The following is a 21,048-nucleotide window of genomic DNA, read 5'->3' as shown; positions in this document are numbered from 1 at the left end:
CCACCATACGGCCGTACAGCGCAAAAGGTGTCAGAATGTGCGCAGCCGATCGAACGAGGAGACCATGGCCTCATCTGCACGCCGCGTGGGTGCCGAGACGTCCAAGACGCGGGATGCGCTACTGGACTGCGTCGAGAAGATGATGCTCGACGAGGGCTACGCCAGCGTCACGTACCGCGCGCTGGCCACCAAGGCGGGCGTCACCCCGAGCCTGGTGCAGTATTACTTCCCCACCCTCGACGACATCTTCATCGCCGCGATCCGCCGCTACTCGGCGCGCAACCTCGAGTTTTTGAACAAGACGTTGAAGAAGCGCGCCGACGATCCGCTGCGGGCGCTGTGGGAGTACAGCTGGGACGAGGCCTCCGGCGCGCTGATGACGGAGTTCATGGCGCTGGGCAACCATCGCAAGTCCATCAGGGCCGAGATCGCCGCGGCGACCGAGAGCGTCCGCAAGGTGCAGTTGAAGGCGCTCACCGCGAAGTTCGGCAAGAACGCGCGGCTGGGCGGCGATCTGTCGTTACCCGCTCTGCTGCTTTTGATTTCGGGGCTTCCCAAGTTCCTCAACCTGGAGGAGGGCATCGGCGTCAAGACCGCGCACGCGGAGGTCATCAAGGCGTTCGAACGCTATTTGGACTCCGTGGAACCGCCTGCGACAGCGGGGAAGCGCACATCGACGTCGCGTAGGCGGAGCAAGGCGTCCGACCGCTAAGCGGGTGCTGTACAGTCGTACAAACGACACGCTCTCGAATGCACCGCGGAAGGACCCACGACGATGCCCGATGAACTCGAACAGTTGCGGCAGCGCCTGCAGTACCTCGAAGACCGGGCCGCGATCCTGGACTGCGTGATGAACCAGGCGCGCGGCCATGACCGTCACGATGCCGAGCTGATGGCAAGCGTGTACTGGCAAGACGGTGTCGACGAGCACGGGCCGACCGTCAAGCCCGGCCCCGAGTACGGCGAATGGGCCAACGCCGCGCACAGCGCCGTGTTCGAGGATCATCTGCACAACATCACCACCCACACCTGTGAGATCAACGGTGACGAAGCCCATGCCGAGAGCTACGTGATGGGCGCCATGCGGTCCAAGGGCGGCAAGGTGGTCTCGCTGATGGGTGGTCGCTACCTGGACCGGCTCGAGCGGCGCGACGGTGTCTGGAAGATCGCTCTGCGGCGATGCACCATCGAGTGGATGATGAGCGGCGACTCGTCTGTGCTGAATTCCGGTGCCGTCAAAGGCTTTATCAAAGGCAAGTGGGACAGGACAGACGCCTCCTACCTGCGGCCGCTGAAGTTGGAGAGCGAACCCGTCGAGCGGTGGTGACCCAATGAAGTTGGCCGGTGGGGTCGCGTTGATCACCGGTGGAGGTTCCGGTATCGGTCGCGCGGCCGCACAGCGGTTCGCCGCCGAGGGGATGCGGGTGTGTGTGGTCGACGTCGACGGTGACGCCGCCGAGACCGTCGCCGCATCCCTCGGCGGATTGGGTCTACGGTGCGACGTCTCTGATCCCGAGCAGGTCGACGCCGCGTTCGCCGCATGCGTCACAGAGCTCGGCGGCATGGATCTGGCATTCCTCAACGCGGGCATCACCATTGGATGGTCCGGCGACATCGGCGAGCTCGATCTGGCCGAGTACCGAAGATCGGTCGGCGTTAACCTCGACGGGGTGGTGTTCGGCGCCGTCACGGCTGTCCGCACCCTGCGGGCTCGCAAGGATGCGGCCGAAGGAGCCATCCTGGCCACCGCGTCGCTCGCCGGGCTCGTGCCCTGGCATCCCGACGCGGTCTACGCACTCGGCAAGCACGGTGTGGTGGGCTTCATGCGCTCGATCGCGCCCAACCTCGCACCGGAGGGCATCGCGGTGCACACAATCTGCCCGGGTATCACCGACACCGGCGTCCTCGGCGACCGGCGCCGACTCGTCGAACGGATCGGGGTTCCCGTGATGGAGCCCGACATCGTCGCCGACGCGGCCCTGACCGCCGCCACCGCACCGCTTGACGCCACCGGGACGTGCTGGGTTGTCCAGCACGGAAAGCCGCCCTGGCCGATGGCTTTCGCCGATGTGCCCTCCGCCGACCACAGGCTCAACATGCCGGTGCCTGCGACCCGGTCCTAGGGGTCAGCCGACGATCGCGGGCATGCTGTCCCAACCCCGCACGGTCGCGGTCGGCGCACGAACGGCGTTATCGATATCGACGGTCCAGTCGGGCCAGCGCTTGAGGATCTCCTCGAGCGCCACTCGGCCTTCCAGCCGCGCCAGCGAGGCGCCCAGGCAGAAATGCGTTCCCCTGCCGAACGACAGATGGTTGGCGTTGCGGTGGATGTCGAAGATGTCAGGCGCGTCGAACCTCCGCTGGTCGCGGTTCGCCGATCCCGCCATGAGCAGAAGCGCGCTGCCCGCCGGAACCACCTGCCCGTGGTACTCGACATCGTTGGCGACATATCGGGCGATGTTGTGCACGGGGGGTTCGTAGCGCAGCACCTCCTCGACGGCGCCCGCGATCAATGCCGGATTCTCGACCAATTCCCGCCGCTGGGAGTGATGTTCGCCGAGAAGCTTGCCCAGCCACCCGAACAGGCGACCCACCGTCTCGGTTCCTGCGTTGGCGATCACCCCGAGGAAGATCAGCAGCTCCTCGGTGCTCAACTTCCGCACTGTGCCCGAGACATCCTTGAACTCGACGTTGAGCAGTTCGGTGACGAGGTCGTCGGACGGGTTCTTCTCACGCCACTGCACGTAGTCACGAAACATGTCGCCGTTGAAGTAGTTGTGCTTGCTGACCGCAAGGGGCTCACCCGGCTTGTTGCGTAACCGGCGGCCCGCCACCTTACGCACACTGCGCTGCAATGAATCCGGGATTCCGACCAACATCCCGATGACCCGCATCGGCATCTCGGCTCCCAGGTCAAGGGTGAAGTCGAACCGGTCGCCGTCGGTCAGCGGGTCCAGGCAGGCCGCACAGAACGCACGCACCTGATCCTCGATGGCCTGCATCTTGCGCGGTGTGAACGCGCGGGACACCAGCAGCCGGTGCACGGTGTGCAGCGGCGGATCCTCGTTGATGAAAACACCCAGCGGCATCACCGGTTCGGCCTTCACCACCTCGAGAATGTCGCCCTTGGCCGAGCTGAGGTTCTCGACGTCACGCAGCGCCGACTCGACGTCGGCGAACCGGCTCAGCGCCCAGAAGTCGAACTTCTCGTCGTAATACACCGGTGCCTCGTCCCGCAGCCGCTTGTACACCGGATACGGGTCCGCGTCGATCATCACGTCGTAGGGGTCGTAGGACAGGTCAGCCACCTGTACGATCGTACAGCACGCGTGTTCTGCCGAAGGAGAGTCAATGGATCTGGGATTCGTCTCGCTCAACACCCCGCGCGACCTCGCTCCGGCCGTGCTGGCCGGCGAGCTCGAAACGCGCGGCTTCGAGTCGATTTGGGTGGGAGAGCATCCGCAGATCCCCGTGGCGGCCGCCGACCAATTTCCCGGCGGCCTTCTTGAAGCGCAGAAGCAGATGTGGGACCCGTTCCTGTCGCTGCTCGCGGCGGCTACGGCGACGACCACCCTGCGCCTGGGCACCGCGGTCACCTTGCCGCTCGAGCGTGAGTTGTTCACGATGGCAAAGCAAGTCGCGACGTTGGACCAGATGAGCCAGGGCCGCCTCCTGCTGGGGATCGGGGTGGGGGCCCGCGCCGAGCTGGAAGTCTCCCGGCCGATCGCCTGGTCGGACCGGTACCGCGCGCTGGCCGATATGGTGGCCGCGCTCGATGCGCTGTGGACCGCCGACGAGCCCGAGCACCACGGTCCGTTCTTCGAGTTCGACGCGGTGTGGTCGTATCCCAAACCACATCAGCGACCGCGGCCGCCGCTGCTGGCCGCCGCCACCGGCCCCAAGGCGGTCAGCGAGTGCGTCGGGTGGGCCGACGGCTGGCTTCCCGGCGACGCCGCGTTCCCCGACCTGGCAGGCGCCCTGGCCGACTTCCGCCGAAACGCAGAAGACGCCGGCCGTGACCCGGCCACTCTCGATCTGACGATCATGGCGTGGGGCGCTCCCAAGCTCGAGAAGCTGGCCGCCTACCGCGACATGGGGTTCAACCGGGCGGTATTGGGCGGCGGGCGCCGCGACGGCAGCGATCCGTCGGCCACGCTGTCGTTTCTCGACCGCTACGCCGCGATGGTCGACGAACTCCGGACCTGAGTTCAGCCCAGCGGCACCGGACGCACCCGCGAGTGCACCAGCTCGAGCAGTTGACCGTCGGGATCGCGCACCATGCATGCGAAACCACCGCCCGGATCGGCGACGACGGTGCCACCGGCTTCCTGCACCGCAGCCTGCGCCCCGGCGATGTCGTCGACCGCGATGGACACGTGCGTCAGACCCGCGGAGACCATGCCGCGTTCGGCTTCGTCCGGCGCCGGATAGCCCGAGAATGTCAGCAACTGCAGCACGACACCGGCGTTCTTCAGGTAGACCGCCTCGAACCCGATCGGCGGCGCCAGTCCGAGCAACCCCGCCGCCATCTCGTCGGGCACAGTCAGCCGTTTCACCTCGGCGAAACCGAGTGCCTCGTAGAAGGATTTGGACTTGTCGAGATCGCGTACCCGTAGACCGAAGTGGCTGACGTCCACGTCAGACCCCCGCCGGCCCGGGGCCGCCGTGCATGTAGAGCGTCTGCCCCGAACAGTAGCTGGAGGCGTCAGAGGCGAAGAACAGCACACCGTATCCAATCTCGTCGGGCTCGGCGATGCGGCCGGATGCGTTGGTCTGCCCGATCATGTCGATGTCGAACCCCTGTCGCTGCGCGTCGGCTTCCAGGCCCGGTGTGCGAATGGCGCCGCACGCGATGCAGTTGACCCGCACGCCTTTTCGGGTCCACGCCGCCGCCATCGATCCGGTCAGGTTGTTCAGGCCGGCCTTGGCGGCGGCATAGACCGGTGCCTGCGGCATCGCCAGCAGGCTGGCGCCGGACGAGATGTTGACGATCGCGCCCTTGCCCTGCTCGATCATCGGCTTGACCGCTGCGCGCGACAGGTACCAGGCACTGGAGAGGTTCAGGTTCAGCACCTGGTGCCACTCGTCGTCGGTCCACTTCATCAGTGACTTGGTCTCACCGCCACCGGCGTTGTTGAGCAACACGTCGAGCCGGCCGAACTCGGCGACAGTCGCGTCGACCAACGCGCGACACTGCTCGGCGTCGGTGACGTCGGTGGGCACCGCCAATGCGCGTCTCCCGAGGGCTTCGATCTCGGCCGCCGTGGATTTCAACGGCTCGGCGCGACGACCGGCGAGCACGACGTCGGCGCCGTGCTCGGCCAGCACGAGCGCCGAGGCCCGCCCGATTCCGGTTCCGCCACCGGTGATGACGGCGACGCGGCCGTCCATCGAGAACCTGTCGTTCACAGCACCACTTCCTATCCCGCTGGGTTGCAGTACGACTGTACAGCATGACGGATGGCACTCGACAACTTCGCGGTCGTCGAGTACACCAATGGAATGCCGCATCCGACCACCGACGTCTGGGAAGTGCTTTCCACCGCCCGCTCGATCCGCCGGTTCACCGATGAGCCGGTGGATGACGAGACGCTGTATCGCTGTCTGGAGGCCGCGACGTGGGCGCCTAACGGCGCGAACGCACAGCTGTGGCGGTTCATCGTGCTGGATGCGCCGCCACAGCGCGCAGCGGTCGCCGCGGCGGCCCGAATCGCCCTGGAGACAATCGAATCCGTGTATGGAATGACCCGACCCACGGCCGATGACAACAGCCGAGCGGCGCGGAACAACCGCGCCACCTACGAATTACACGACCGCGCCGGTGAACACACGTCGGTGTTGTTCACTGCGTTCAAGAATGAGTTCGCATCCGAGTACCTGCAGGGCGGGTCGATCTATCCCGCGATGCAGAACTTCTACCTCGCCGCCCGCGCACAGGGTCTGGGTGCCTGCTTCACCAGTTGGGCGTCCTATGAGGGCGAGAAGGTGCTGCGCGAGGCGGTCGGCGTGCCCGACGAGTGGTTCCTGGCCGGACATGTCGTGGTCGGCTGGCCGCGCGGGCAACACGGTCCCGTGCGACGACGGCCGCTGGGTGACGTGGTGTTTCGTGACCGGTGGGATCCCGAGCGCGCCGACATCACGTACGGCCGTGGTGCCCGACCGCAACGCAGCTGACGACGTCGAGGCGCATCACCGCATGACGTGGGCCTGCTGCTGGTGCGGGTGCACGCCGAAAAGCTCGCGGTACGATGGCGGTTGACGGCCGTCCTCGTCTTTGATGCCGTACTTGACCGCAAGTTCGGCCCCGATCAGCGTCTGCCCACTGACGTCCATCCGGTGCGGGTCCTTGTACAGGGCCCAGACGACGTGGCCGGTGAGCTCGGGAGTCTCGGCGGTTTGGAGGATGTGGCCGAACTTGTCCGGATTGCCGGCGATGATCGTTCGGACCCGGTCGGTGAGCAGCGAACCCATCCAGATCGAGACCGCGGTGATGCCGACGTCTTTGAAGTCCACCGCCATGTCGGCGGCCATCTTGTCGGTACCGGCCTTGGGCACGCCGTAGGCGGGCCCGAACGCGTAGTGCACCCCGCCCGACGACGAGGTGAACACGACGAGGCCGTCGCGGTGGGGCAGCATCAGCGGCGTGGCGTACACCGTGGCGACGTAGCTGCTGCGCAACCCGACGTCGAGGGTGTCCATGATACTGAGGGGTTCCTCCCAGAACTTCGTTCGTCCCATCATCTCGTCGCGGATGATCGCGGCGTTGTTCACCAGGATCTCCACCCGCCCTTGTTCGCGTTCGATCTGTTCGAACAAGGCCTTGACCTGATCGTCGTCGGCATGGTCGACACGGACGGCGATGCCCTTGCCTCCGGCCGCTGTCACGCGTTCGGCGGTTTCGTGGATCGTTCCGGGAAGCGCAGCCGGATCAGCCTTTTCGGTGCGGCCCGTGACGTACACCGTGCAGCCGTGACTGCCCAGCGCATGTGCGATTCCTGCCCCGGCGCCACGGCTGGCCCCGGTGACCACGGCGACTGTTCTCTTCACTAGATCACCGCACCTCCGTTGACGCCGATGACTTGACCCGTGACGTAGCCGGCGGCATCCGAGCACAGAAACGAACACACCGCGGCGACGTCCTCACCCGCCCCCAACCGTCCGGCCGGAATGGCCTGGGTGAGGTACTCGGCGGTTGGAAGCTTCCCGTCCTCCTGTTGCCGTCGCAGCATCGGGGAGTCGACGACGAACGGCGGGACGGTGTTGGCCGTGATGCCCTTGTTCGCATAGTCCAGCGCGACGGTCTTGGTCAGCGCGATGACGCCACCTTTGGTCGCCGCGTAGTGGCCCTGCCGCCGGGCACCCTGCTGGCCTGCGGCCGAGGAGATCGTCACGATCCGCCCCCATTTCGCAACCACCATGTCGGGCAGTGCGGCGCGGAGGCACAGGAAGGTGCCGGTGAGGTTGACGGCGAGGTAGCGGTTCCACTCGTCCAGCGTGATCCGGTCGAACCGGGTGAATCCGGCGATCGCGGCGCTGGTGACAAGGATCTCGACCGCGCCCAACCGGGTTCGCACCGTGTCGAACGCCGCCTGGACGGCATGCTCGTCGGAGACGTCCACGCCGACGGCGACGGCCGCGGTCCCGTTGGCCTGCAGCTGCGCCGCGGTCTTCTCGGCGGCTTCGGCGTCGATGTCGAGGACGGCGACCCGGTGGCCGTCGTTGCTCAGCCCGGTGCAGATCGCGTGCCCGAGCCCGGACGCTCCACCGGTCACCACCGCTACTCGGCTCACACCACCGTCTCCTCGCTCGAACTCGCTGTCGCTGTACGAGCGTACAGCACCTGCGATAGGCTGCTGCGCATCGGTGGCAAGGAGGCGCGGTGGACGACCTGTACTACGACCCGTGGAATGTCGAGATCGACATCGATCCGTACCCGACGTACCGGCGACTGCGCGACGAACGTCCGCTGTACTACAACGAACGCCACGACTTCTGGGGGTTGAGCCGCTACGCCGACGTCGACGTCGCCCTGCGTGACCCGCAGCGCCTGAGTTCGGCCAAGGGTGACATCCTCGAGGTGGTCAAGACCGACCCGGTCATGCCGCCCGGGGTCTTCATCAACGAGGACCCGCCCCTGCACACGATCCACCGCGCATTGGTGGCGCGCGCTTTCACGCCGAAGAAGATGCGCGCGCTGGAGGACAAGGTCCGTGCCTTCTGTACGGCCTGCCTGGACCCGCTCATCGGGGGTGACCGCTTCGACTTCGTACAGGACCTCGGCGCCGAACTGCCCATGCGCACAATCGGAATGCTGGTCGGAATCCCCGATGCCGACCAACCGTCGGTGCGTGCGCGGGCCCATGCCGTGCTGCGCAACAAGCCCGGCGAACCGCTGCCGGTCAAAAAGGACCACTACTTCGACGGCGACATGTTCAGCGACTACGTCGCCTGGCGCAAGAAGAACCCCTCCGACGACCTGATCACCGAACTGCTCAACGTCGAGTTCGAGGACGAGACGGGCACGACGCGCCACCTCGAGACCGAAGAACTGCTGATCTTTCTGGCCGTCGTCGCCGGTGCCGGGGTGGAAACCACCGGCCGCCTGTTCGGCTGGATGGGCAAGGTGCTCGCCGAGCACCCCGACCAACGCCAGGAACTCGTCGACGATCCGTCGTTGATCCCGGCGGCGATCGAGGAATTGCTGCGCTACGAACCGCCGGGTCCCCACGTCGCCCGGTTCGTCGCCGAGGCCGATGTCGAATTCCACGGCCAGACGTTGCCCACGGGTTCGGCGTTGTTGCTCATGCTCGCGTCGGCCAACCGCGACGAACGCCACTTCGACGATCCCGACACGTTCAACATCCACCGCAAACCCGGCGGGCACTTGACGTTTGGCCGTGGCACACACTTCTGCCTCGGTGCGCCCCTGGCCCGGCTGGAAGGCCGGGTGGCGCTCGAGGAAGTGCTCAAACGGTTCCCCAAGTGGGAAATCGACATGGCCGGTGCGCGACGGTCGCGGACGTCGACGGTGCGCGGCTGGGACACCATGCCCGCCGTCGTCGGATGAACGCGGGGGCCCTACAGATCCTGCAGGATGAAATCGGCGGCGCGCCAGGCCATCGCCATGATCGGTCCGTTGAGATTGCCCGCGACCATCGTGGGCAGCACCGAGCAGTCCACCACGCGTAGGCTCTCTATTCCACGCACGCGCAGTTGGTGATCCACCACGTGGTCGTCGCTGGGACCCATCGCGCAGCTGCCCGCGGCGTGGTAGCCGCAGTAGCCGCCGTCGAGCACCGAATCCACCAGCTCATCGTCACTTTGGACGTCCGGTCCCGGATAGGTTTCGTGGGTGACGCGCTCTGCGATCGGAGACTGCTCGAAGACGGCGCGCATCTTGCGCAGCAGGTTGGCGGTCGTGTGCCGGTCGTATTCGGTGCCAAGGTAGTTCGGATCGATCCGGATCGGCGCATCGGGATCGCCGGAAGTGATCTCGATCGATCCTTGTGCCGTCGGACGTAGCACCATGCCCAGACAGGAGACTCCGGCCCGGCGGGGGATCGCGACGGGTTCGCCGGTGTTGTACGGAGGTATCGTCCACGGCCCGAGCATGACCTGCCCATCCGGGCGTTCGGCGTCGGGCTGGGCCTTGACGAACCCGACGATGTCGAACGACGGGGCGGCAAGCGGCCCTTTGCGCGTGGCGAGGTACCTGGCTCCGGTTAGAGCCTGGGCCAGGTTGCCGGCCAGCTGCCGGTTGTAGCCGAGATCTTCCTTGAGCTGGTATCGCAGGGTGGCGCAGCGGTGTTCATGAAGTCCCCGGCCGACGTTGTCACGCTCGAGGTAGATGCCGACGTTCGCCGCTGTGAGCACATCACGGGGCCCGACGCCCGAGAGCTGCAGCAACTTCGGGGTATTGAGGCTGCCCAGCGACACGATCACTTCACGGCTCGCCTTGATCTGCTCCGTGGTGCCCTTGGCGTCGACCTCCACGCCGACGGCCCTGCCGCCGTCGAAGAGCAACCGGCGCACCGTCGTGCGGGTCCGAACGGTGAGGTTCGGGCGTCGCAGTGCGGGTTTGAGGAACGCCGTGGCGGCGCTGACCCGGCGACCGTCCTTGATGGTGGCAGTGGCGTATCCGATCCGCTCGTCGTCGGATTCGTTGATGTCCTGCACCCGCCGCAGCCCGGTTGCCGCTGCGGCGTCGAGCATTTCCGCGCAGAGCGGATCAGGATCACGGGGCACCGAGATGTGCAGCGGCCCACCGACGCCACGCGTCGGGGACGGCCCGAAGGCGTTGTCCTCGAACTGCTTGAAGATCGGCAGGATGTCGTCCCAGCCCCAGCCCTTGTTGCCGAGCCGCTCGATACCGTCGTAGTCGGCGCGGTTGCCGCGGTTGTAGATCATGCCGTTGATCGAGCTCGACCCGCCGAGCACCTTTCCGCGCAGCCACTGCTCGGTGTGCGGATTGGGCCCGAACGGCGTGGTTTCGTAGTGCCACATGTGCTTTTCGCTCTCGAACAACATCCCCGACCCCTTGGGAATGCTGTAGAGGGGATTGCGGTCGGCGCCGCCGGCCTCGAGCAGCAGTACGTTGACCCTCGGGTCGGCCGACAAGCGGTTGGCAAGCACGCACCCGGCCGAGCCCGCACCCGCGATGATGTAGTCGTATCTCGTCATGCCGTGACCCTTCTGCCCGCCCGTGACGCTATACGAGCGTACAGGAGGGCTCAGCCGGCCAGGCGTCGGCGTGCTCGGCGGGCGACCTCTGGCGCCAGGGCGTCGGCGACCAGGATGTCGGGCAGCAGTTCGGGTTCGGTCATGATGGCCCGGAAGACGTGGCCGATGGTGACGCCGTGGTCGGGACGGTCGGTGACGGTCACGGTGTCGCCGGCGCGCACCTGACCGGGCGTGATCACCCGCAGGTAGGCGCCCGGTTTCACGGCGCGCGTGAACGCGCCCATCCAGCCGCGGATGCCGAGAAACTGGGTGAAGGTGCGGCATGGCGTGCGAGGCCGCGAAACCTCCAGGACCAGACCGTCCGATCCCACCGCCCACCGCTCGCCGATCACCGCGCCGGTGACGTCGACCCCTGCGGTGGTGAAGTTCTCGCCGAACATGCCGCTGGCCAGCGGCCGCTCGAGGCGGGTCTCCCAGTCGTCGAGATCTTCACGCGCATAGGCGTATACGGCCTGGTCGTCGCCGCCGTGGTATTTACGGTTGCCGATGAGGTCGCCGGCCAGGCCGCTGCCGAGCCCGGTGCGCCTGTCTCCCGGCGCGCGGACCGCGACGGCTTCGGCTGTCGGGCGCTTGTCGAAGCCGGACTCGCCCGAGGGTCCGTCGTAGTAGCGGTGGGCGATGTTCACCGAGAGCAGACGTGCCACGGTGCAGAGCTTACGGACTGCCTCAGAACAGGTAGATCACGAACACGGCGGCGAACAGCACGCCCAGCCAGGCGTCGGTGGAGCGCTTGAGCCACCGCGGCGCCGTGCGCACCTCCATGAAGTACCGGATGATCAGCCTCGACTTGACCAGGGCAAGGACGAGCACCAACGCGGTGACCGGGGTGCTGGCGTGCACGGTTTCGGTGAAGTGTGCGGGCGCCAGCCACCACGATCCGATGGTGATCGCGGTCAACAGCACCCAGGCCCACGTCATCGCGCGCGCCGTGGTGGTGCGGGAACGGGTGTCGGCGGTGTCGGTCACGGTCACCTCATCACGTAGAGCAGGCCGAAGATGATGACCCACAGCAGATCGACCATGTGCCAGTAGACGGCACCGGACTCCACCATCGAAACCCTGCGGCGGGCGGGATTGCGCAGTTCACGGACGACGACCCCCAGCACGATGAGGCCGATCAGCACGTGCACCAGGTGGACGCCGGTGAGCACGTAGTAGAACGAGTAGAACATCTCCGAGTTGGTGTGGCCGGCACTGATCTTGGCGCCCCACTCATAGGTCTTGAAGACGATGAACAGCACCCCGCCGAAGCCGCCGGCGACGGTGAGCCGGATCGCGTCGCGGTGGCGGCCCTCGCGCGCCGCGAGCACGCTGCGGGCCACCACCCACGAGCTGGTCAACAAGATCAGCGTGTTGACGACGCCGATGTTGATGTCGAGGTGCTGCTGAGCTTGGAGGAACTCCTCGGGATTCATGGTGCGGTAGACCATGAAGATGACGAAGTATCCGGCGAAGATGACCAGATCGCCGAGCACCATCACCCACATGTGGATGTCGCCGGGCAGGTGGGCCAACGGCCCGGTGCTCACCTGCGCGGAGGCCTTAAGCGAATTCGGTTGCGTCATGGCGTTGTTCCTCAGTCCACGGGCGGGGCGTCGAGGGGTTCACGCAGGGTCGCCCGTCGCAGCAGCATGATCAGCACCGCCAGCCAGACCGAGAAGACGACGACCGACCACCAGAATGCCAGCGACCCGTTCCAGGCGAACGGCCCTGAGTAGAAGACGAACATCTGGGTCGCGATGACTTCGGTGATGATCTGCCAGATGCTCACGTAGGCAAACCATTTCGGGAAGATGTCGTTTCTGTCGTAGAGGATCGCCAGCGCCAGTACCAGGTAGGCCACCGAGAAGCAGCCCAGCGACCCGTTGTAGCTCAGCATTCCGAGGTCATAGAGCAGGCTGACCATCTCGGGGTCGCGGTCGGCGCGGAACGCGGCGGTCAAGAAGCAGACCGCCACCAGAAGGAAACCCGGCAGAGCGCCGACCCCCATCCCGCCGATGTATGCGTAGGCGAAGACCGAGCCGACCGACATCCGCTTCATCTGATAGGCCACCAGCCCGTTGGTGATCGCCGCGCCGCCGAGCAGGATTAGCAGCACGCAGAACCCGATCCGGATGGTGGTGCCGTTGGCGGCGAAGAACGCGACCTTGTCGGCGGCGGAGACGTCGGGCCGCGGCGGCGGTGTCACCCGCGCCAGCACGCAGATGATGACGCCGAAGACCGCGTACCAGATCGGGAAGAACCAGCACACCAGCCGCACATCCGGTTTGCCGCCGGGAGCGTGATCCGGTGCCTCGGCGTGCCGGTCGGGGGTCAGGGTGCTCACTGCAGCGCGCCCTGCCGGCCGCCCTCGACGACACCTTCTATCACGCCTTCCTCGATGGCTTGGCGATACACCGCCCGGCGCAGCACGAAGAACATGACGATGACGAACAGCGCGAAGGCGCCGTTGCGAGCCCAGAACGACAGTAAGCCGTCCCAGGCCAGCGGCCCGGTGTGGAAGACCGCGGCGCCGGCCGCGGGGATCATGGCCACGGCGGTGGCCGCCGAGTAGTAGCCCACCCAGCGGGGAAAGACCGGGTGCGGTCCGTTGTCGAAGTAGACCGCGACGGCCAGAAGCACGAACTGCGCCACCACCATGCCGACCGGCGCGATGAACACGATCCACGCGAGATCGTTGAGGACCTGGATGATTTCGGGACTGCGGTCGGGTCGGAACGCGGCGACGAGAAAGAAGATGTTGGACAGCGCGAAGATGGTCGCGCCGCTGACCACCGCCGTCAGATAGCAGTACGCCAAGACGTGGCTCTGGGTTTTCATCCGCTTCATCTGGACCACGATCACCATGAAGAACGGAAGGACCATGATGCCGCACAGGTTGAACGTCACCTGGCTGAAGCGGATCCAGGCGGTGTTCTCGGCGTAGAACGACGCCACCTGGCCGGCCGTCATCGTCGGCGACATCGGCGGCCAGAAACCGGGGAATGCCAGCAGCGCGACGAGTAGGACGAAACCGACCGCGGGCCCGGTCCACAGGCTCACCCACTGGGCCTTGATGTTCCCGGCTTTCGGCAGGTCTTGCACCTGCTCGAGGATCTGCACCGCGCCTCCAAGTTGACTTCAGTCAGGTTTCACGAGCGGTAGCCGGCATTTCACGCGGGCGTGGACAAGCCCCTGTGATGCGGTGTTTCTACCGAAATACCAACTGAAATCGCTCTTGCAGCACGGTAGCGGCTGAGCGATGCGAACGGAAGACCCATTCTGACTTCAGTCGGTTTTGACGTAGGCTCGCCTCGGGCGCGCCGGTGCACGGCGGCGGAACGGATGACAGTGCGCAGCGACAAGCCTCAGGAGCGCGGGACCAAGGGCCGCCAGACGCGTGAGCGGCTACTCGGGGCGGCGGTGGCCGAGTTCAAGCGAGACGGCATGGCCGCGGCCGACATCGGGGCGATCGTGTCGGCGGCCGGGGTGGCGCACGGCACCTTCTTCTTTCACTTCCCGACGAAAGAACACGTCCTGGTGGAGCTGGAGCGGCGCGAGGAAGAGCGGATGGCCGCCGAGCTGAACCGGTTCTTCGCCAAGCCGCACGGCGTGCGGGACACGCTCGCCGAGTCGGTGCGGGTGCTCGAGGCGCTGGAGCGTCGGCTCGGCAATCGGCTGTTCAAAGATTTTCTGGCCCTGCACTTTTCGACGACGCGACCACCATCGGAGGAATGGACGAACCATCCGGTCATCGTCGCGGTCGTCGAGGAGCTGCAGCGGGCGCAGGAGCGCGGCGAGATACCCGCCGAGGTCGACGTCATGCTCAACGGCGTGTCGTTCCTTGTCGGGCTCTACGCGCTGCTGATCACGATGCCGGAGTCCAAGAAGATTCGGACCCCGGTGATCGACGAGTACCTCACCACCTACATGTACGGTCTGCGGGCCGAGCCTGCCTAACCCCGCACCTGCGGGCCTGGCCCCTCAGCAGCGGATTCGCCCCATAAATATCTATGTGCTATGCATATATTCGTGCTGCAGTCCCGCTACGACCAACTCGACGAGCTGCTGACGCGGATCGCGATCGCCCGTCAGCGGCCCAGCTGGCGCGGCCGCGTGCTCGACGGCAGCGCCCCGGTGATGAACCCCTCGACGCTGCGGACGCTGCGGGCGGTTCAAGAGTGCCAGCAGGCCGGCGGCGGCGCGTCGGTGCGCGACGTCGCCGATTTTCTGGCCGTCGAACACTCCACCGCGAGCCGGGCGGTCACCGGGGGCGTCGCGGCGGGGCTGCTGACGAAGACGTTCGCCGCCGACGATCAGCGGCGCTGCGCGCTCATGCTCACCGATGAGGGCCGAAAGGCCTTGGCGACGGTGGCCGAGCGGCGCCGTGATCTGGTCGCCGAGATGGTCGAAGACTGGTCCGACACCGACGTGGACACCCTGGTCTCCCTGTTGGCCCGGCTCACCGAACGTTTCGAAACCGCGGGTTCCCGGTGACGGCAGAGACCACCGCACCCGTTTCCCGACCGCAGGCGCGCGGCGCGCTCGGGTTGATGTTCGACCCGGTGTTCGGTGCGTTGTTCTGGGGCAAGATGTTCTCGGTCGTCGCGGTGTGGACACACGGCATCGTCGCGGCGATCGTGATGTTCGAGGCGACGCATTCGGCGCTGATGGTCGGTCTGGTCGGCGTCGTCCAGTTCGGGCCGCAGCTCATCTTGAGCCCCACCAGCGGAAAGTGGGCCGACACAGGCGATCCGGCTCGCCAGATTCTCCTCGGCCGGGTGCTGTGCGTGGCCGGTTCGGGCTTCACCGCGGTGTGGCTGATCGTCGATCCGGACCAGCAGGGCGTGGCGGTCGCCGGTCCCGTGCTGATCGGGACCCTGCTGGTGGGCTTCGGGTTCGTCGTCGGTGGACCGGCGATGCAGTCGATCGTGCCCAACCTGATTCGCGATGGTGAGCTGTCAACGGCCATGGCGCTCAACAGCATTCCGATGACCCTCGGTCGAATTCTCGGCCCGGCCACCGGTGCGTACCTGGCTGCGCATTTCGGCTCGGGTGCCGCGTTCGCGGTCAGCGCCGTCCTGCACCTGGTGTTCGCGTTCTTCCTGGTCGCCGTGCGCTTCCCCGCACCGCCGGCGCGTCAGGCCGACGCCGACTACCGGGTCCGCGCCGCGCTTCGGTACGTGTGGCGCGACCGCCCGTTGCTGTTGGCGTTGCTCGCGGTGAGCGCGGTCGGTTTCGCGTCGGACTCGTCGATCACCCTGGCCCCGTCGATGGCCGACGCGCTCGGCGGTAGCGCTGAGCTGGTCGGCACGCTTTCGGCGGTGTTCGGTGTCGGCGCGGCGGTGGGCATGGCGACGTTGGCGCTGATGCGCGGGCGGATGGCTTCGGCGAGGGTCTCGGCGATCGGGCTGGCCGGGCTCGGCGTGGGATGCGCGATGCTGGCCGTCACGCCGGTGACCGCCGTCGCGATGGCCGGGTTCGCACTGGCGGGCCTGGGCTTCGGCTGGGCGATGACCGGGCTGAGCACCGTCGTGCAGGAGCGCGCGCCCGAGGAGTTGCGCGGCCGGATCATGGCGCTGTGGCTGGTCGGGTTCCTCGGTTCACGGCCGCTGGCCGCGGCGCTGCTCGGCGGAACGGCCGACGCGTTCAACGTGCAGGCGGCCTTCGCGGTCGCCGCGGTGCTGTGCATCGTGGTGACGCTGTGCTGCAGGCCGTCGAAGCTGACCGGCGAGCTGCCCGCCCGCATCTGAACCGGGCTACCGGTTCTTGTCGGGCTCCGGGTTGATGGTCAGCGTGACACGCTGGCCGTCGCGGATCACCTCCATCGGCGCGTCCTGACCGACCGAAAGGCGCCGAACCGCCACCACGAACTCGTCGACGCCGTCGATCGGACGGTCACCGATCTTGACGACGACGTCGTTCTCCTTGACCCCGGCCCGGTCGGCCGGGCCGCCGGAGACGACGCGGGTCACCCGCGCCCCGGTGGGGTCGGGGTCACTGACCGATTCCGCGGTCAGCCCGAGGGTCGGGTGCCTGATCTCGCCGGTGCGGATCAGGTTCTCGACGACGTGCTTCATCTCGTTGGCCGGGATCGCGAAGCCCAGGCCGCTGGCGCTGTCCGAGAGCGACTTGCCCGCGGTGTTGATGCCGATCACCTCGGCGTTCATGTTGATCAACGGACCGCCGGAGTTGCCGTGGTTGATCGGTGCGTCCGTCTGCACGGCCGCGATGACGATCTCGTCGGACCCCTCCCCCGGTATCCGCACCGCGCGGTCGAGCGCGCTGATGATGCCCTGGGTGTCGGTGCTGCGCAGGCCCAGCGGGGCGCCCGCGGCGATCACCTCGTCGCCCACCCGCAGCTTGTCGGAGTCGCCGAGCCGCGCGACGGTCAGGTTGTCGACGTCGTCGACCTTGAGGACGGCCAGGTCGGTCTTCGGGTCGGCGCCGACGAGGTTGGCCACCACCTCTTTGCCGTCGTTGAAGATCACCGAGATCTGGTACCGGTCGGGAGCCGAGGCGGCGTCGGCGATCACGTGGTTGTTGGTGACGATGTATCCGCGCCCGTCGACCACCACCCCCGAGCCCTGGGAGCCCTCCGTGTCACTGACGGCTTCCACGGTGACAACGGAATCGGCCACGGCAGCAGCCACTTTGGCGAACCGGCCCTCGGGCAGGTCACCTCTGTCGCCGGTCGAGAGCGTAACCTTCGACGTGGTGAACGCCTCGATGACCTCGGCGGTCTTGCGGCCCACCCAGCCGCCGACCAGGCCGAGGACCAACGCGATGACCGCGAGGGTGATCAGCGCCGTCAGCTTCAGTCGCTTGCCGAACAGGACGTCGCGAACACCGAGTTTCTCGGCGGGCGCGGGAGCCGGGGCGGCCTCACCGTCGAAATCGATCGCGTCGTCGCCGGAATCGCCGAAATCGTCGGAGTCGGTTGGCGCACCGAACGCGGCGGCGAGCACCGGGCCGGGTTCCTGGTTCGTCGGGGTGTACGCGCCCTGATCACGGTCGGCAGTGGGGTCGGCAGCGCCGTCACCGTCGGGTCGGCCGAAGGCCCGCTCGGTGGCCGCATCGACCGTCGGACGCCGGATCGCACGCGGCGCCGAGGCGTCACGGCCGGGTTGGCGTTCGTCGGTCACGCGGGTTCACCCTTCCTCGGCGGCCTTCCTCGCGCGCTCCTTCATGGAGGCGATCACTCCGCCATCGTTCAAGATATCCGTCCCGGTGAGGTAGCCGGCTTTGTCGCTGGCACAGAAGGCGAGCAGCGCCGCCATCTCCTCCGGTCGGCCCCAGCGGGGCACCGCGGCGTCGGCGACCATGGCGCCGGCGCCGGCATGTTCCTCCAACCTACCCATCTCGGTGTCGATGGACCCCGGGGAAACCGAGACGACCCGCAACCCTCGGCCATTGAACCGTTCGGCCTGAGCTGTGGAGTACCACCTGACGAAGCTCTTGCTCAGCGCGTAGGAGATGCCGGAGCGTGCCTCCTCCGGAACGATCTCGCAGGCCGAGAGCATGTCCGCCATGAAGGCGTCCTCGTCCTTGAGCGCCAACGGAAACTTCGAGGTGGGGATCATCTCGTCCGGCAGCATGTGGGCGGCCATCGAGGCGACGTTGACGATCGCCGAACCCTCGCCGGCGACCTGGTAGAACGCCTCGTTGACGTTGACCGTGCCCAACGCGTTGGTCCTCATCACGTACTCGGCGTCGCCCATGCTCGGGCTCACCCCCGCGGTGTGGATGACTGAGGCCAGGACGCCGAGCCCGCCGGCGGTCTCGAACAGGCCGGTGACCGCCTGCCGGTCGGTGACGTCGCAGTGCACGGTGGTCGGCTCGATACCCAGTTCGCCCAGCGCGGCGGCCACGCTGTCGAGGCGGTCGGCCTGCACATCGCAGAGCACCACCGTGTGGTCGCGTCCGACGACCTCCGCCGTCGCCCGACCCATGCCACCCGCGCCGCCCGTGATCACCGCAACTCGATTCATATCTGGACCGTATACGCCTGACTGCGCCCGCTGCTGTGCACCTGCCCAGGTAGGTTTGATGTGGTGGAACCCGCCGAACCCGTCGACGCCGACGCCAGCATCTTGACCGGGGTCTCGGAGACAGCGCTGCTGACCCTCAACGGGCGCGCGCACCAGGCCCGCCATCCGAAGGCCATCATCGACGACCCCATGGCGATCCGCCTCGTCGAGGCCATCGACTTCGACTTCGACAAGTTCGGCCGCAAGGGCCAGGAGATGGCGCTGCGCTCGTTGGCGTTCGACCGGGCCGCGATCGAATACCTGTCGGCGCACCGGTCGGCCACCGTGGTCGCACTCGCCGAGGGACTGCAGACCAGTTTCTGGCGGTTGAGCAAGGCGCTACCCGACGCGGACTTCCGCTGGATCACAGTCGATTTCGAGCCGATCATCGCGCTGCGCAAGAAGCTGCTGCCGTCGTCGCCCCGGATCACCAACATCGCGCAGTCGGCGCTGGACTACGGCTGGATGGATGCGGTGGACACCAGCGCCGGCGTCTTCATCACCGCCGAGGGTCTGCTGATGTACCTGCAGCCCGAGGAGGCCATGGGTCTGATCACCGAGTGCGCCAACCGGTTTCCCGGTGGGCAGATGATCTTCGACCTGCCGCCGGTGCTGGTGAAGAAGTTCGCGCCGAAAGGGATGCGGTCCTCCCGCCGGTACCGTGTCCCGCCGATGCCGTTCAGCCTGTCGGCGTCACAGCTGGCCGATCTGGCCGACACCGTGCCCGGCATTCGCGCCGTGCACGACCTCCCGATGCCGCGGGGCCGCGGCTTCTTCTTCGAGAAGGTGTTCCCCGCCCTCTGGCGGCTGCGGCGCACCAAGAACTTCCGCGGCGCCTACACGCTGTTGGAATTCGGTTGAGCGAGCGGCGGTGTCGCCGTCATGCGCGCACGGCGCGCTCGAGGTCTTTCAACGACGTCTCGAGGTGACCGAGCAGCCGCTGCAGGTGCGGAACGCTGCGCCGGCACCCGACCAGGCCGAAGTCGAGCTGGTCGGCGTTGGTGGCCATCGTGATGTTGAGCGCCTGGCCGTCGAGCGGGATCGACAGCGGATAGTTGCCGTCGAGGCGGGCTCCGTTCCAGTACAACGGTTCCCGCGCGCCGGGCACGTTGGAGATGACGATGTTGAACGGCGGCGGCGCAGTCTGCACGAAGCCCGGCAGCAGCGCGAACGCCAGGCCGCTGATCAGAAACGCCGACACCGCGAGCTGTTGCACGCGCGGCAGCTCCGAGTACACCCTCTTGTTGTCGCGCATCGACGCGGCGATGGCTTCGACGCGGCGCGCCGGGTCCTCGACGTCGGTGGCGAGGTTGCACAGGATCGCGCCCACCAGGTTTCCGCCGCCGTCGCCGTCGTCGGCGTTGCGCAGGTTGACCGGGACCATCGCCACCAGCGGGGTAGCGGGAAGCGCGTCCTCCTCGGCCAGATAGGCCCGCAGCGCGCCCGCGCACATCGCGAGCACGACGTCGTTGACGGTCACCCCGGCCGCGGCCTTGACGTTTCTGATCCGCTCCAGCGCCCAGGACTGTGCGGCGACGCGCCGGGCCCCGCCGATGCGGACGTTCAGCATCGTCTTGGGCGCCCGGAACGGCAGCGTGAGCTCCTGCTCGAGCAGCGCGGCCCGCGCCAGCGAGACCGTGTTGGGGGCAAGGCCCGCAACCGAACTGGCGACCTGGCCCAGCGTGCGCAACAGCGACGGCCCGGAGTCGGCCGGCTTGCGCCTGGGCGGCAGGCTCCACGGTGCGCGCACCTCGCTGTCGGCGGGATCGGTCGACAGCACCCGCTGCATCAGCTTCATCGCCGAGACGCCGTCGATCAGCGAGTGGTGGAACTTGGTGTAAACCGCGAACCGGCCGTCGTCGAGCCCCTCGATGAGATGCGCCTCCCACAGCGGACGGTGCCGGTCGAGCAGCGTGCCGTGTAGCCGCGAGGTCAGCTCCAACAGCTCGCGGACCCGGCCCGGCGCAGGCAGCGCGGACCGGCGCAGGTGGTAGTCGAGTTCGACGTTCTTGTCGGAGGACCACATCACGTTGGTCAGCCCGCCCAAGAACGCCGGGTGCTTACGGAACGTCGGCGTCAGGTCGGTCTGGGTCAGCAGGGCGTCGGAGAGCGCGCGCAGAAACTCCGGCCCGCTGCCCTGGGGCGGCTCGAACAACTGCAGGCCGCCGACATGCATTGGGTGCTCGCGGGATTCACCGAGCAGGAACAACGCGTCGGTCGGGAGAATCGGCTGCATGGGGGCCTCCAACGTCGATACTTGCCAGCTTGCCCCTTATCCCCCGCAACGCAAGACGAAAAA

At 67.2% G+C, this 21,048-nt stretch carries 24 protein-coding genes; 10 read left to right on the top strand and 14 right to left on the bottom strand.

Annotated elements, in window-relative coordinates:
- The first annotated feature begins 64 nt into the window (after nucleotides 1–64).
- The 3 genes from MELE44368_RS16840 (at nucleotide 65) to MELE44368_RS16830 (ending at nucleotide 2,123) form a co-directional block, all read left to right on the top strand.
- Nucleotides 65–712, top strand: coding sequence for a TetR/AcrR family transcriptional regulator (locus MELE44368_RS16840; protein ID WP_128109510.1), 648 nt, complete (start codon nucleotides 65–67; stop codon nucleotides 710–712).
- Between the two features lie 63 nt (nucleotides 713–775).
- Nucleotides 776–1,327, top strand: coding sequence for a nuclear transport factor 2 family protein (locus tag MELE44368_RS16835; protein ID WP_128109509.1), 552 nt, complete (start codon nucleotides 776–778; stop codon nucleotides 1,325–1,327).
- Between the two features lie 4 nt (nucleotides 1,328–1,331).
- A complete protein-coding gene (locus MELE44368_RS16830; RefSeq protein ID WP_128109508.1) occupies nucleotides 1,332–2,123 on the top strand; it encodes an SDR family oxidoreductase in 792 nt (263 codons plus the stop codon).
- Between the two features lie 3 nt (nucleotides 2,124–2,126).
- On the opposite strand, the gene MELE44368_RS16825 is transcribed toward MELE44368_RS16830, so the two are convergent.
- Nucleotides 2,127–3,308 carry a cytochrome P450 gene (locus MELE44368_RS16825; protein WP_206613788.1) on the bottom strand — a complete coding sequence of 394 codons (1,182 nt, stop codon included), beginning with the start codon at nucleotides 3,306–3,308 and terminating at the stop codon, nucleotides 2,127–2,129.
- 43 nt (nucleotides 3,309–3,351) lie between these two features.
- Between MELE44368_RS16825 and MELE44368_RS16820 the strand changes: the two genes are divergently transcribed.
- Nucleotides 3,352–4,206, top strand: coding sequence for a TIGR03619 family F420-dependent LLM class oxidoreductase (locus MELE44368_RS16820; protein WP_128109507.1), 855 nt, complete (start codon nucleotides 3,352–3,354; stop codon nucleotides 4,204–4,206).
- A gap of 2 nt (nucleotides 4,207–4,208) precedes the next feature.
- Here MELE44368_RS16820 and MELE44368_RS16815 read toward each other — a convergent pair whose 3' ends face one another.
- Both MELE44368_RS16815 and MELE44368_RS16810 read right to left on the bottom strand, forming a co-directional pair.
- The gene (locus MELE44368_RS16815) at nucleotides 4,209–4,637 is read right to left on the bottom strand and encodes a VOC family protein (RefSeq protein WP_128109506.1); all 429 of its coding nucleotides are present in this window, start codon (nucleotides 4,635–4,637) and stop codon (nucleotides 4,209–4,211) included.
- 1 nt (nucleotide 4,638) lies between these two features.
- Complete coding sequence (locus tag MELE44368_RS16810; protein ID WP_164890130.1) at nucleotides 4,639–5,409, bottom strand: SDR family NAD(P)-dependent oxidoreductase; 771 nt, start codon at nucleotides 5,407–5,409, stop codon at nucleotides 4,639–4,641.
- Nucleotides 5,410–5,502: 93 nt separating this feature from the next.
- On the opposite strand from MELE44368_RS16810, the gene MELE44368_RS16805 reads away from it, so the two are divergent.
- Complete coding sequence (locus tag MELE44368_RS16805; protein ID WP_128109589.1) at nucleotides 5,503–6,174, top strand: nitroreductase family protein; 672 nt, start codon at nucleotides 5,503–5,505, stop codon at nucleotides 6,172–6,174.
- A 15-nt stretch (nucleotides 6,175–6,189) separates the two neighbouring features.
- Here MELE44368_RS16805 and MELE44368_RS16800 read toward each other — a convergent pair whose 3' ends face one another.
- Nucleotides 6,190–7,047 (bottom strand): SDR family NAD(P)-dependent oxidoreductase, encoded by an 858-nt coding sequence (locus MELE44368_RS16800; RefSeq protein ID WP_128109505.1) that lies wholly within the window; start codon nucleotides 7,045–7,047, stop codon nucleotides 6,190–6,192.
- A complete protein-coding gene (locus MELE44368_RS16795) occupies nucleotides 7,047–7,790 on the bottom strand; it encodes an SDR family NAD(P)-dependent oxidoreductase (protein ID WP_128109504.1) in 744 nt (247 codons plus the stop codon). Before MELE44368_RS16795 ends, MELE44368_RS16800 begins: the two co-directional genes overlap by 1 nt.
- An 89-nt stretch (nucleotides 7,791–7,879) precedes the next feature.
- On the opposite strand from MELE44368_RS16795, the gene MELE44368_RS16790 reads away from it, so the two are divergent.
- On the top strand, nucleotides 7,880–9,067 hold the full coding sequence (locus MELE44368_RS16790) for a cytochrome P450 (RefSeq protein ID WP_128109503.1): 1,188 nt from the start codon (nucleotides 7,880–7,882) through the stop codon (nucleotides 9,065–9,067).
- A gap of 11 nt (nucleotides 9,068–9,078) precedes the next feature.
- On the opposite strand, the gene MELE44368_RS16785 is transcribed toward MELE44368_RS16790, so the two are convergent.
- Genes MELE44368_RS16785 through MELE44368_RS16760 form a run of 6 tightly spaced genes read right to left on the bottom strand, consistent with a single transcriptional unit; the run spans nucleotide 9,079 to nucleotide 13,842 of the window.
- Nucleotides 9,079–10,680 carry a GMC family oxidoreductase gene (locus tag MELE44368_RS16785; protein ID WP_128109502.1) on the bottom strand — a complete coding sequence of 534 codons (1,602 nt, stop codon included), beginning with the start codon at nucleotides 10,678–10,680 and terminating at the stop codon, nucleotides 9,079–9,081.
- 50 nt (nucleotides 10,681–10,730) lie between these two features.
- Complete coding sequence (locus tag MELE44368_RS16780; protein WP_128109501.1) at nucleotides 10,731–11,384, bottom strand: MOSC domain-containing protein; 654 nt, start codon at nucleotides 11,382–11,384, stop codon at nucleotides 10,731–10,733.
- Between the two features lie 22 nt (nucleotides 11,385–11,406).
- Nucleotides 11,407–11,658, bottom strand: coding sequence for a cytochrome C oxidase subunit IV family protein (locus MELE44368_RS16775; RefSeq protein ID WP_128109588.1), 252 nt, complete (start codon nucleotides 11,656–11,658; stop codon nucleotides 11,407–11,409).
- Nucleotides 11,659–11,708: 50 nt separating this feature from the next.
- The gene (locus MELE44368_RS16770) at nucleotides 11,709–12,305 is read right to left on the bottom strand and encodes a cytochrome c oxidase subunit 3 family protein (RefSeq protein WP_128109500.1); all 597 of its coding nucleotides are present in this window, start codon (nucleotides 12,303–12,305) and stop codon (nucleotides 11,709–11,711) included.
- 11 nt (nucleotides 12,306–12,316) lie between these two features.
- Nucleotides 12,317–13,066, bottom strand: coding sequence for a hypothetical protein (locus MELE44368_RS16765; RefSeq protein WP_128109499.1), 750 nt, complete (start codon nucleotides 13,064–13,066; stop codon nucleotides 12,317–12,319).
- A complete protein-coding gene (locus MELE44368_RS16760) occupies nucleotides 13,063–13,842 on the bottom strand; it encodes a hypothetical protein (protein WP_128109498.1) in 780 nt (259 codons plus the stop codon). Before MELE44368_RS16760 ends, MELE44368_RS16765 begins: the two co-directional genes overlap by 4 nt.
- Before the next feature lie 222 nt (nucleotides 13,843–14,064).
- Between MELE44368_RS16760 and MELE44368_RS16755 the strand changes: the two genes are divergently transcribed.
- The 3 genes from MELE44368_RS16755 to MELE44368_RS16745 are packed head-to-tail and all read left to right on the top strand — an operon-like array spanning nucleotide 14,065 to nucleotide 16,472.
- A complete protein-coding gene (locus MELE44368_RS16755; protein WP_128109497.1) occupies nucleotides 14,065–14,679 on the top strand; it encodes a TetR family transcriptional regulator in 615 nt (204 codons plus the stop codon).
- Nucleotides 14,680–14,739: 60 nt separating this feature from the next.
- Complete coding sequence (locus MELE44368_RS16750) at nucleotides 14,740–15,216, top strand: MarR family winged helix-turn-helix transcriptional regulator (RefSeq protein ID WP_128109496.1); 477 nt, start codon at nucleotides 14,740–14,742, stop codon at nucleotides 15,214–15,216.
- Nucleotides 15,213–16,472 carry an MFS transporter gene (locus MELE44368_RS16745; RefSeq protein ID WP_206613787.1) on the top strand — a complete coding sequence of 420 codons (1,260 nt, stop codon included), beginning with the start codon at nucleotides 15,213–15,215 and terminating at the stop codon, nucleotides 16,470–16,472. The genes MELE44368_RS16750 and MELE44368_RS16745 overlap by 4 nt, the downstream gene beginning before the upstream one ends.
- Nucleotides 16,473–16,478: 6 nt before the next feature.
- Here MELE44368_RS16745 and MELE44368_RS16740 read toward each other — a convergent pair whose 3' ends face one another.
- Complete coding sequence (locus MELE44368_RS16740; RefSeq protein ID WP_128109495.1) at nucleotides 16,479–17,864, bottom strand: S1C family serine protease; 1,386 nt, start codon at nucleotides 17,862–17,864, stop codon at nucleotides 16,479–16,481.
- Nucleotides 17,865–17,870: 6 nt separating this feature from the next.
- Nucleotides 17,871–18,710, bottom strand: a complete 840-nt coding sequence (locus tag MELE44368_RS16735) for an SDR family oxidoreductase (RefSeq protein WP_128109494.1) — start codon at nucleotides 18,708–18,710, stop codon at nucleotides 17,871–17,873.
- 63 nt (nucleotides 18,711–18,773) lie between these two features.
- Here MELE44368_RS16735 and MELE44368_RS16730 point away from each other — a divergent pair, with 63 nt between their 5' ends.
- On the top strand, nucleotides 18,774–19,610 hold the full coding sequence (locus tag MELE44368_RS16730) for a class I SAM-dependent methyltransferase (RefSeq protein ID WP_409366134.1): 837 nt from the start codon (nucleotides 18,774–18,776) through the stop codon (nucleotides 19,608–19,610).
- Between the two features lie 19 nt (nucleotides 19,611–19,629).
- On the opposite strand, the gene MELE44368_RS16725 is transcribed toward MELE44368_RS16730, so the two are convergent.
- Nucleotides 19,630–20,985: a WS/DGAT/MGAT family O-acyltransferase gene (locus MELE44368_RS16725; RefSeq protein ID WP_128109493.1), complete on the bottom strand. Its 1,356-nt coding sequence runs from the start codon at nucleotides 20,983–20,985 to the stop codon at nucleotides 19,630–19,632.
- Between the last annotated feature and the right edge of the window lie 63 nt (nucleotides 20,986–21,048).

Source organism: Mycolicibacterium elephantis DSM 44368, assembly GCF_004014805.1.
GTDB classification, from domain to species: Bacteria; Actinomycetota; Actinomycetes; order Mycobacteriales; family Mycobacteriaceae; genus Mycobacterium; species Mycobacterium elephantis.
Note: the sequence above shows the minus strand (reverse complement) of the source record. Positions and strands in the feature narration are given on the sequence as shown.

Bases quoted from the DNA above. Each gene is read 5' to 3' on its own strand.
- MELE44368_RS16840 (WP_128109510.1), top strand. From the start codon at position 65: ATGGCCTCATCTGCACGCCGCGTGGGTGCCGAGACGTCCAAGACGCGG.
- MELE44368_RS16835 (WP_128109509.1), top strand. From the start codon at position 776: ATGCCCGATGAACTCGAACAGTTGCGGCAGCGCCTGCAGTACCTCGAA.
- MELE44368_RS16830 (WP_128109508.1), top strand. From the start codon at position 1,332: ATGAAGTTGGCCGGTGGGGTCGCGTTGATCACCGGTGGAGGTTCCGGT.
- MELE44368_RS16820 (WP_128109507.1), top strand. From the start codon at position 3,352: ATGGATCTGGGATTCGTCTCGCTCAACACCCCGCGCGACCTCGCTCCG.
- MELE44368_RS16805 (WP_128109589.1), top strand. From the start codon at position 5,503: ATGCCGCATCCGACCACCGACGTCTGGGAAGTGCTTTCCACCGCCCGC.
- MELE44368_RS16785 (WP_128109502.1), bottom strand. From the start codon at position 10,680: ATGACGAGATACGACTACATCATCGCGGGTGCGGGCTCGGCCGGGTGC.
- MELE44368_RS16775 (WP_128109588.1), bottom strand. From the start codon at position 11,658: ATGACGTGGGCCTGGGTGCTGTTGACCGCGATCACCATCGGATCGTGG.
- MELE44368_RS16770 (WP_128109500.1), bottom strand. From the start codon at position 12,305: ATGACGCAACCGAATTCGCTTAAGGCCTCCGCGCAGGTGAGCACCGGG.
- MELE44368_RS16755 (WP_128109497.1), top strand. From the start codon at position 14,065: ATGACAGTGCGCAGCGACAAGCCTCAGGAGCGCGGGACCAAGGGCCGC.
- MELE44368_RS16750 (WP_128109496.1), top strand. From the start codon at position 14,740: ATGCATATATTCGTGCTGCAGTCCCGCTACGACCAACTCGACGAGCTG.
- MELE44368_RS16735 (WP_128109494.1), bottom strand. From the start codon at position 18,710: ATGAATCGAGTTGCGGTGATCACGGGCGGCGCGGGTGGCATGGGTCGG.
- MELE44368_RS16725 (WP_128109493.1), bottom strand. From the start codon at position 20,985: ATGCAGCCGATTCTCCCGACCGACGCGTTGTTCCTGCTCGGTGAATCC.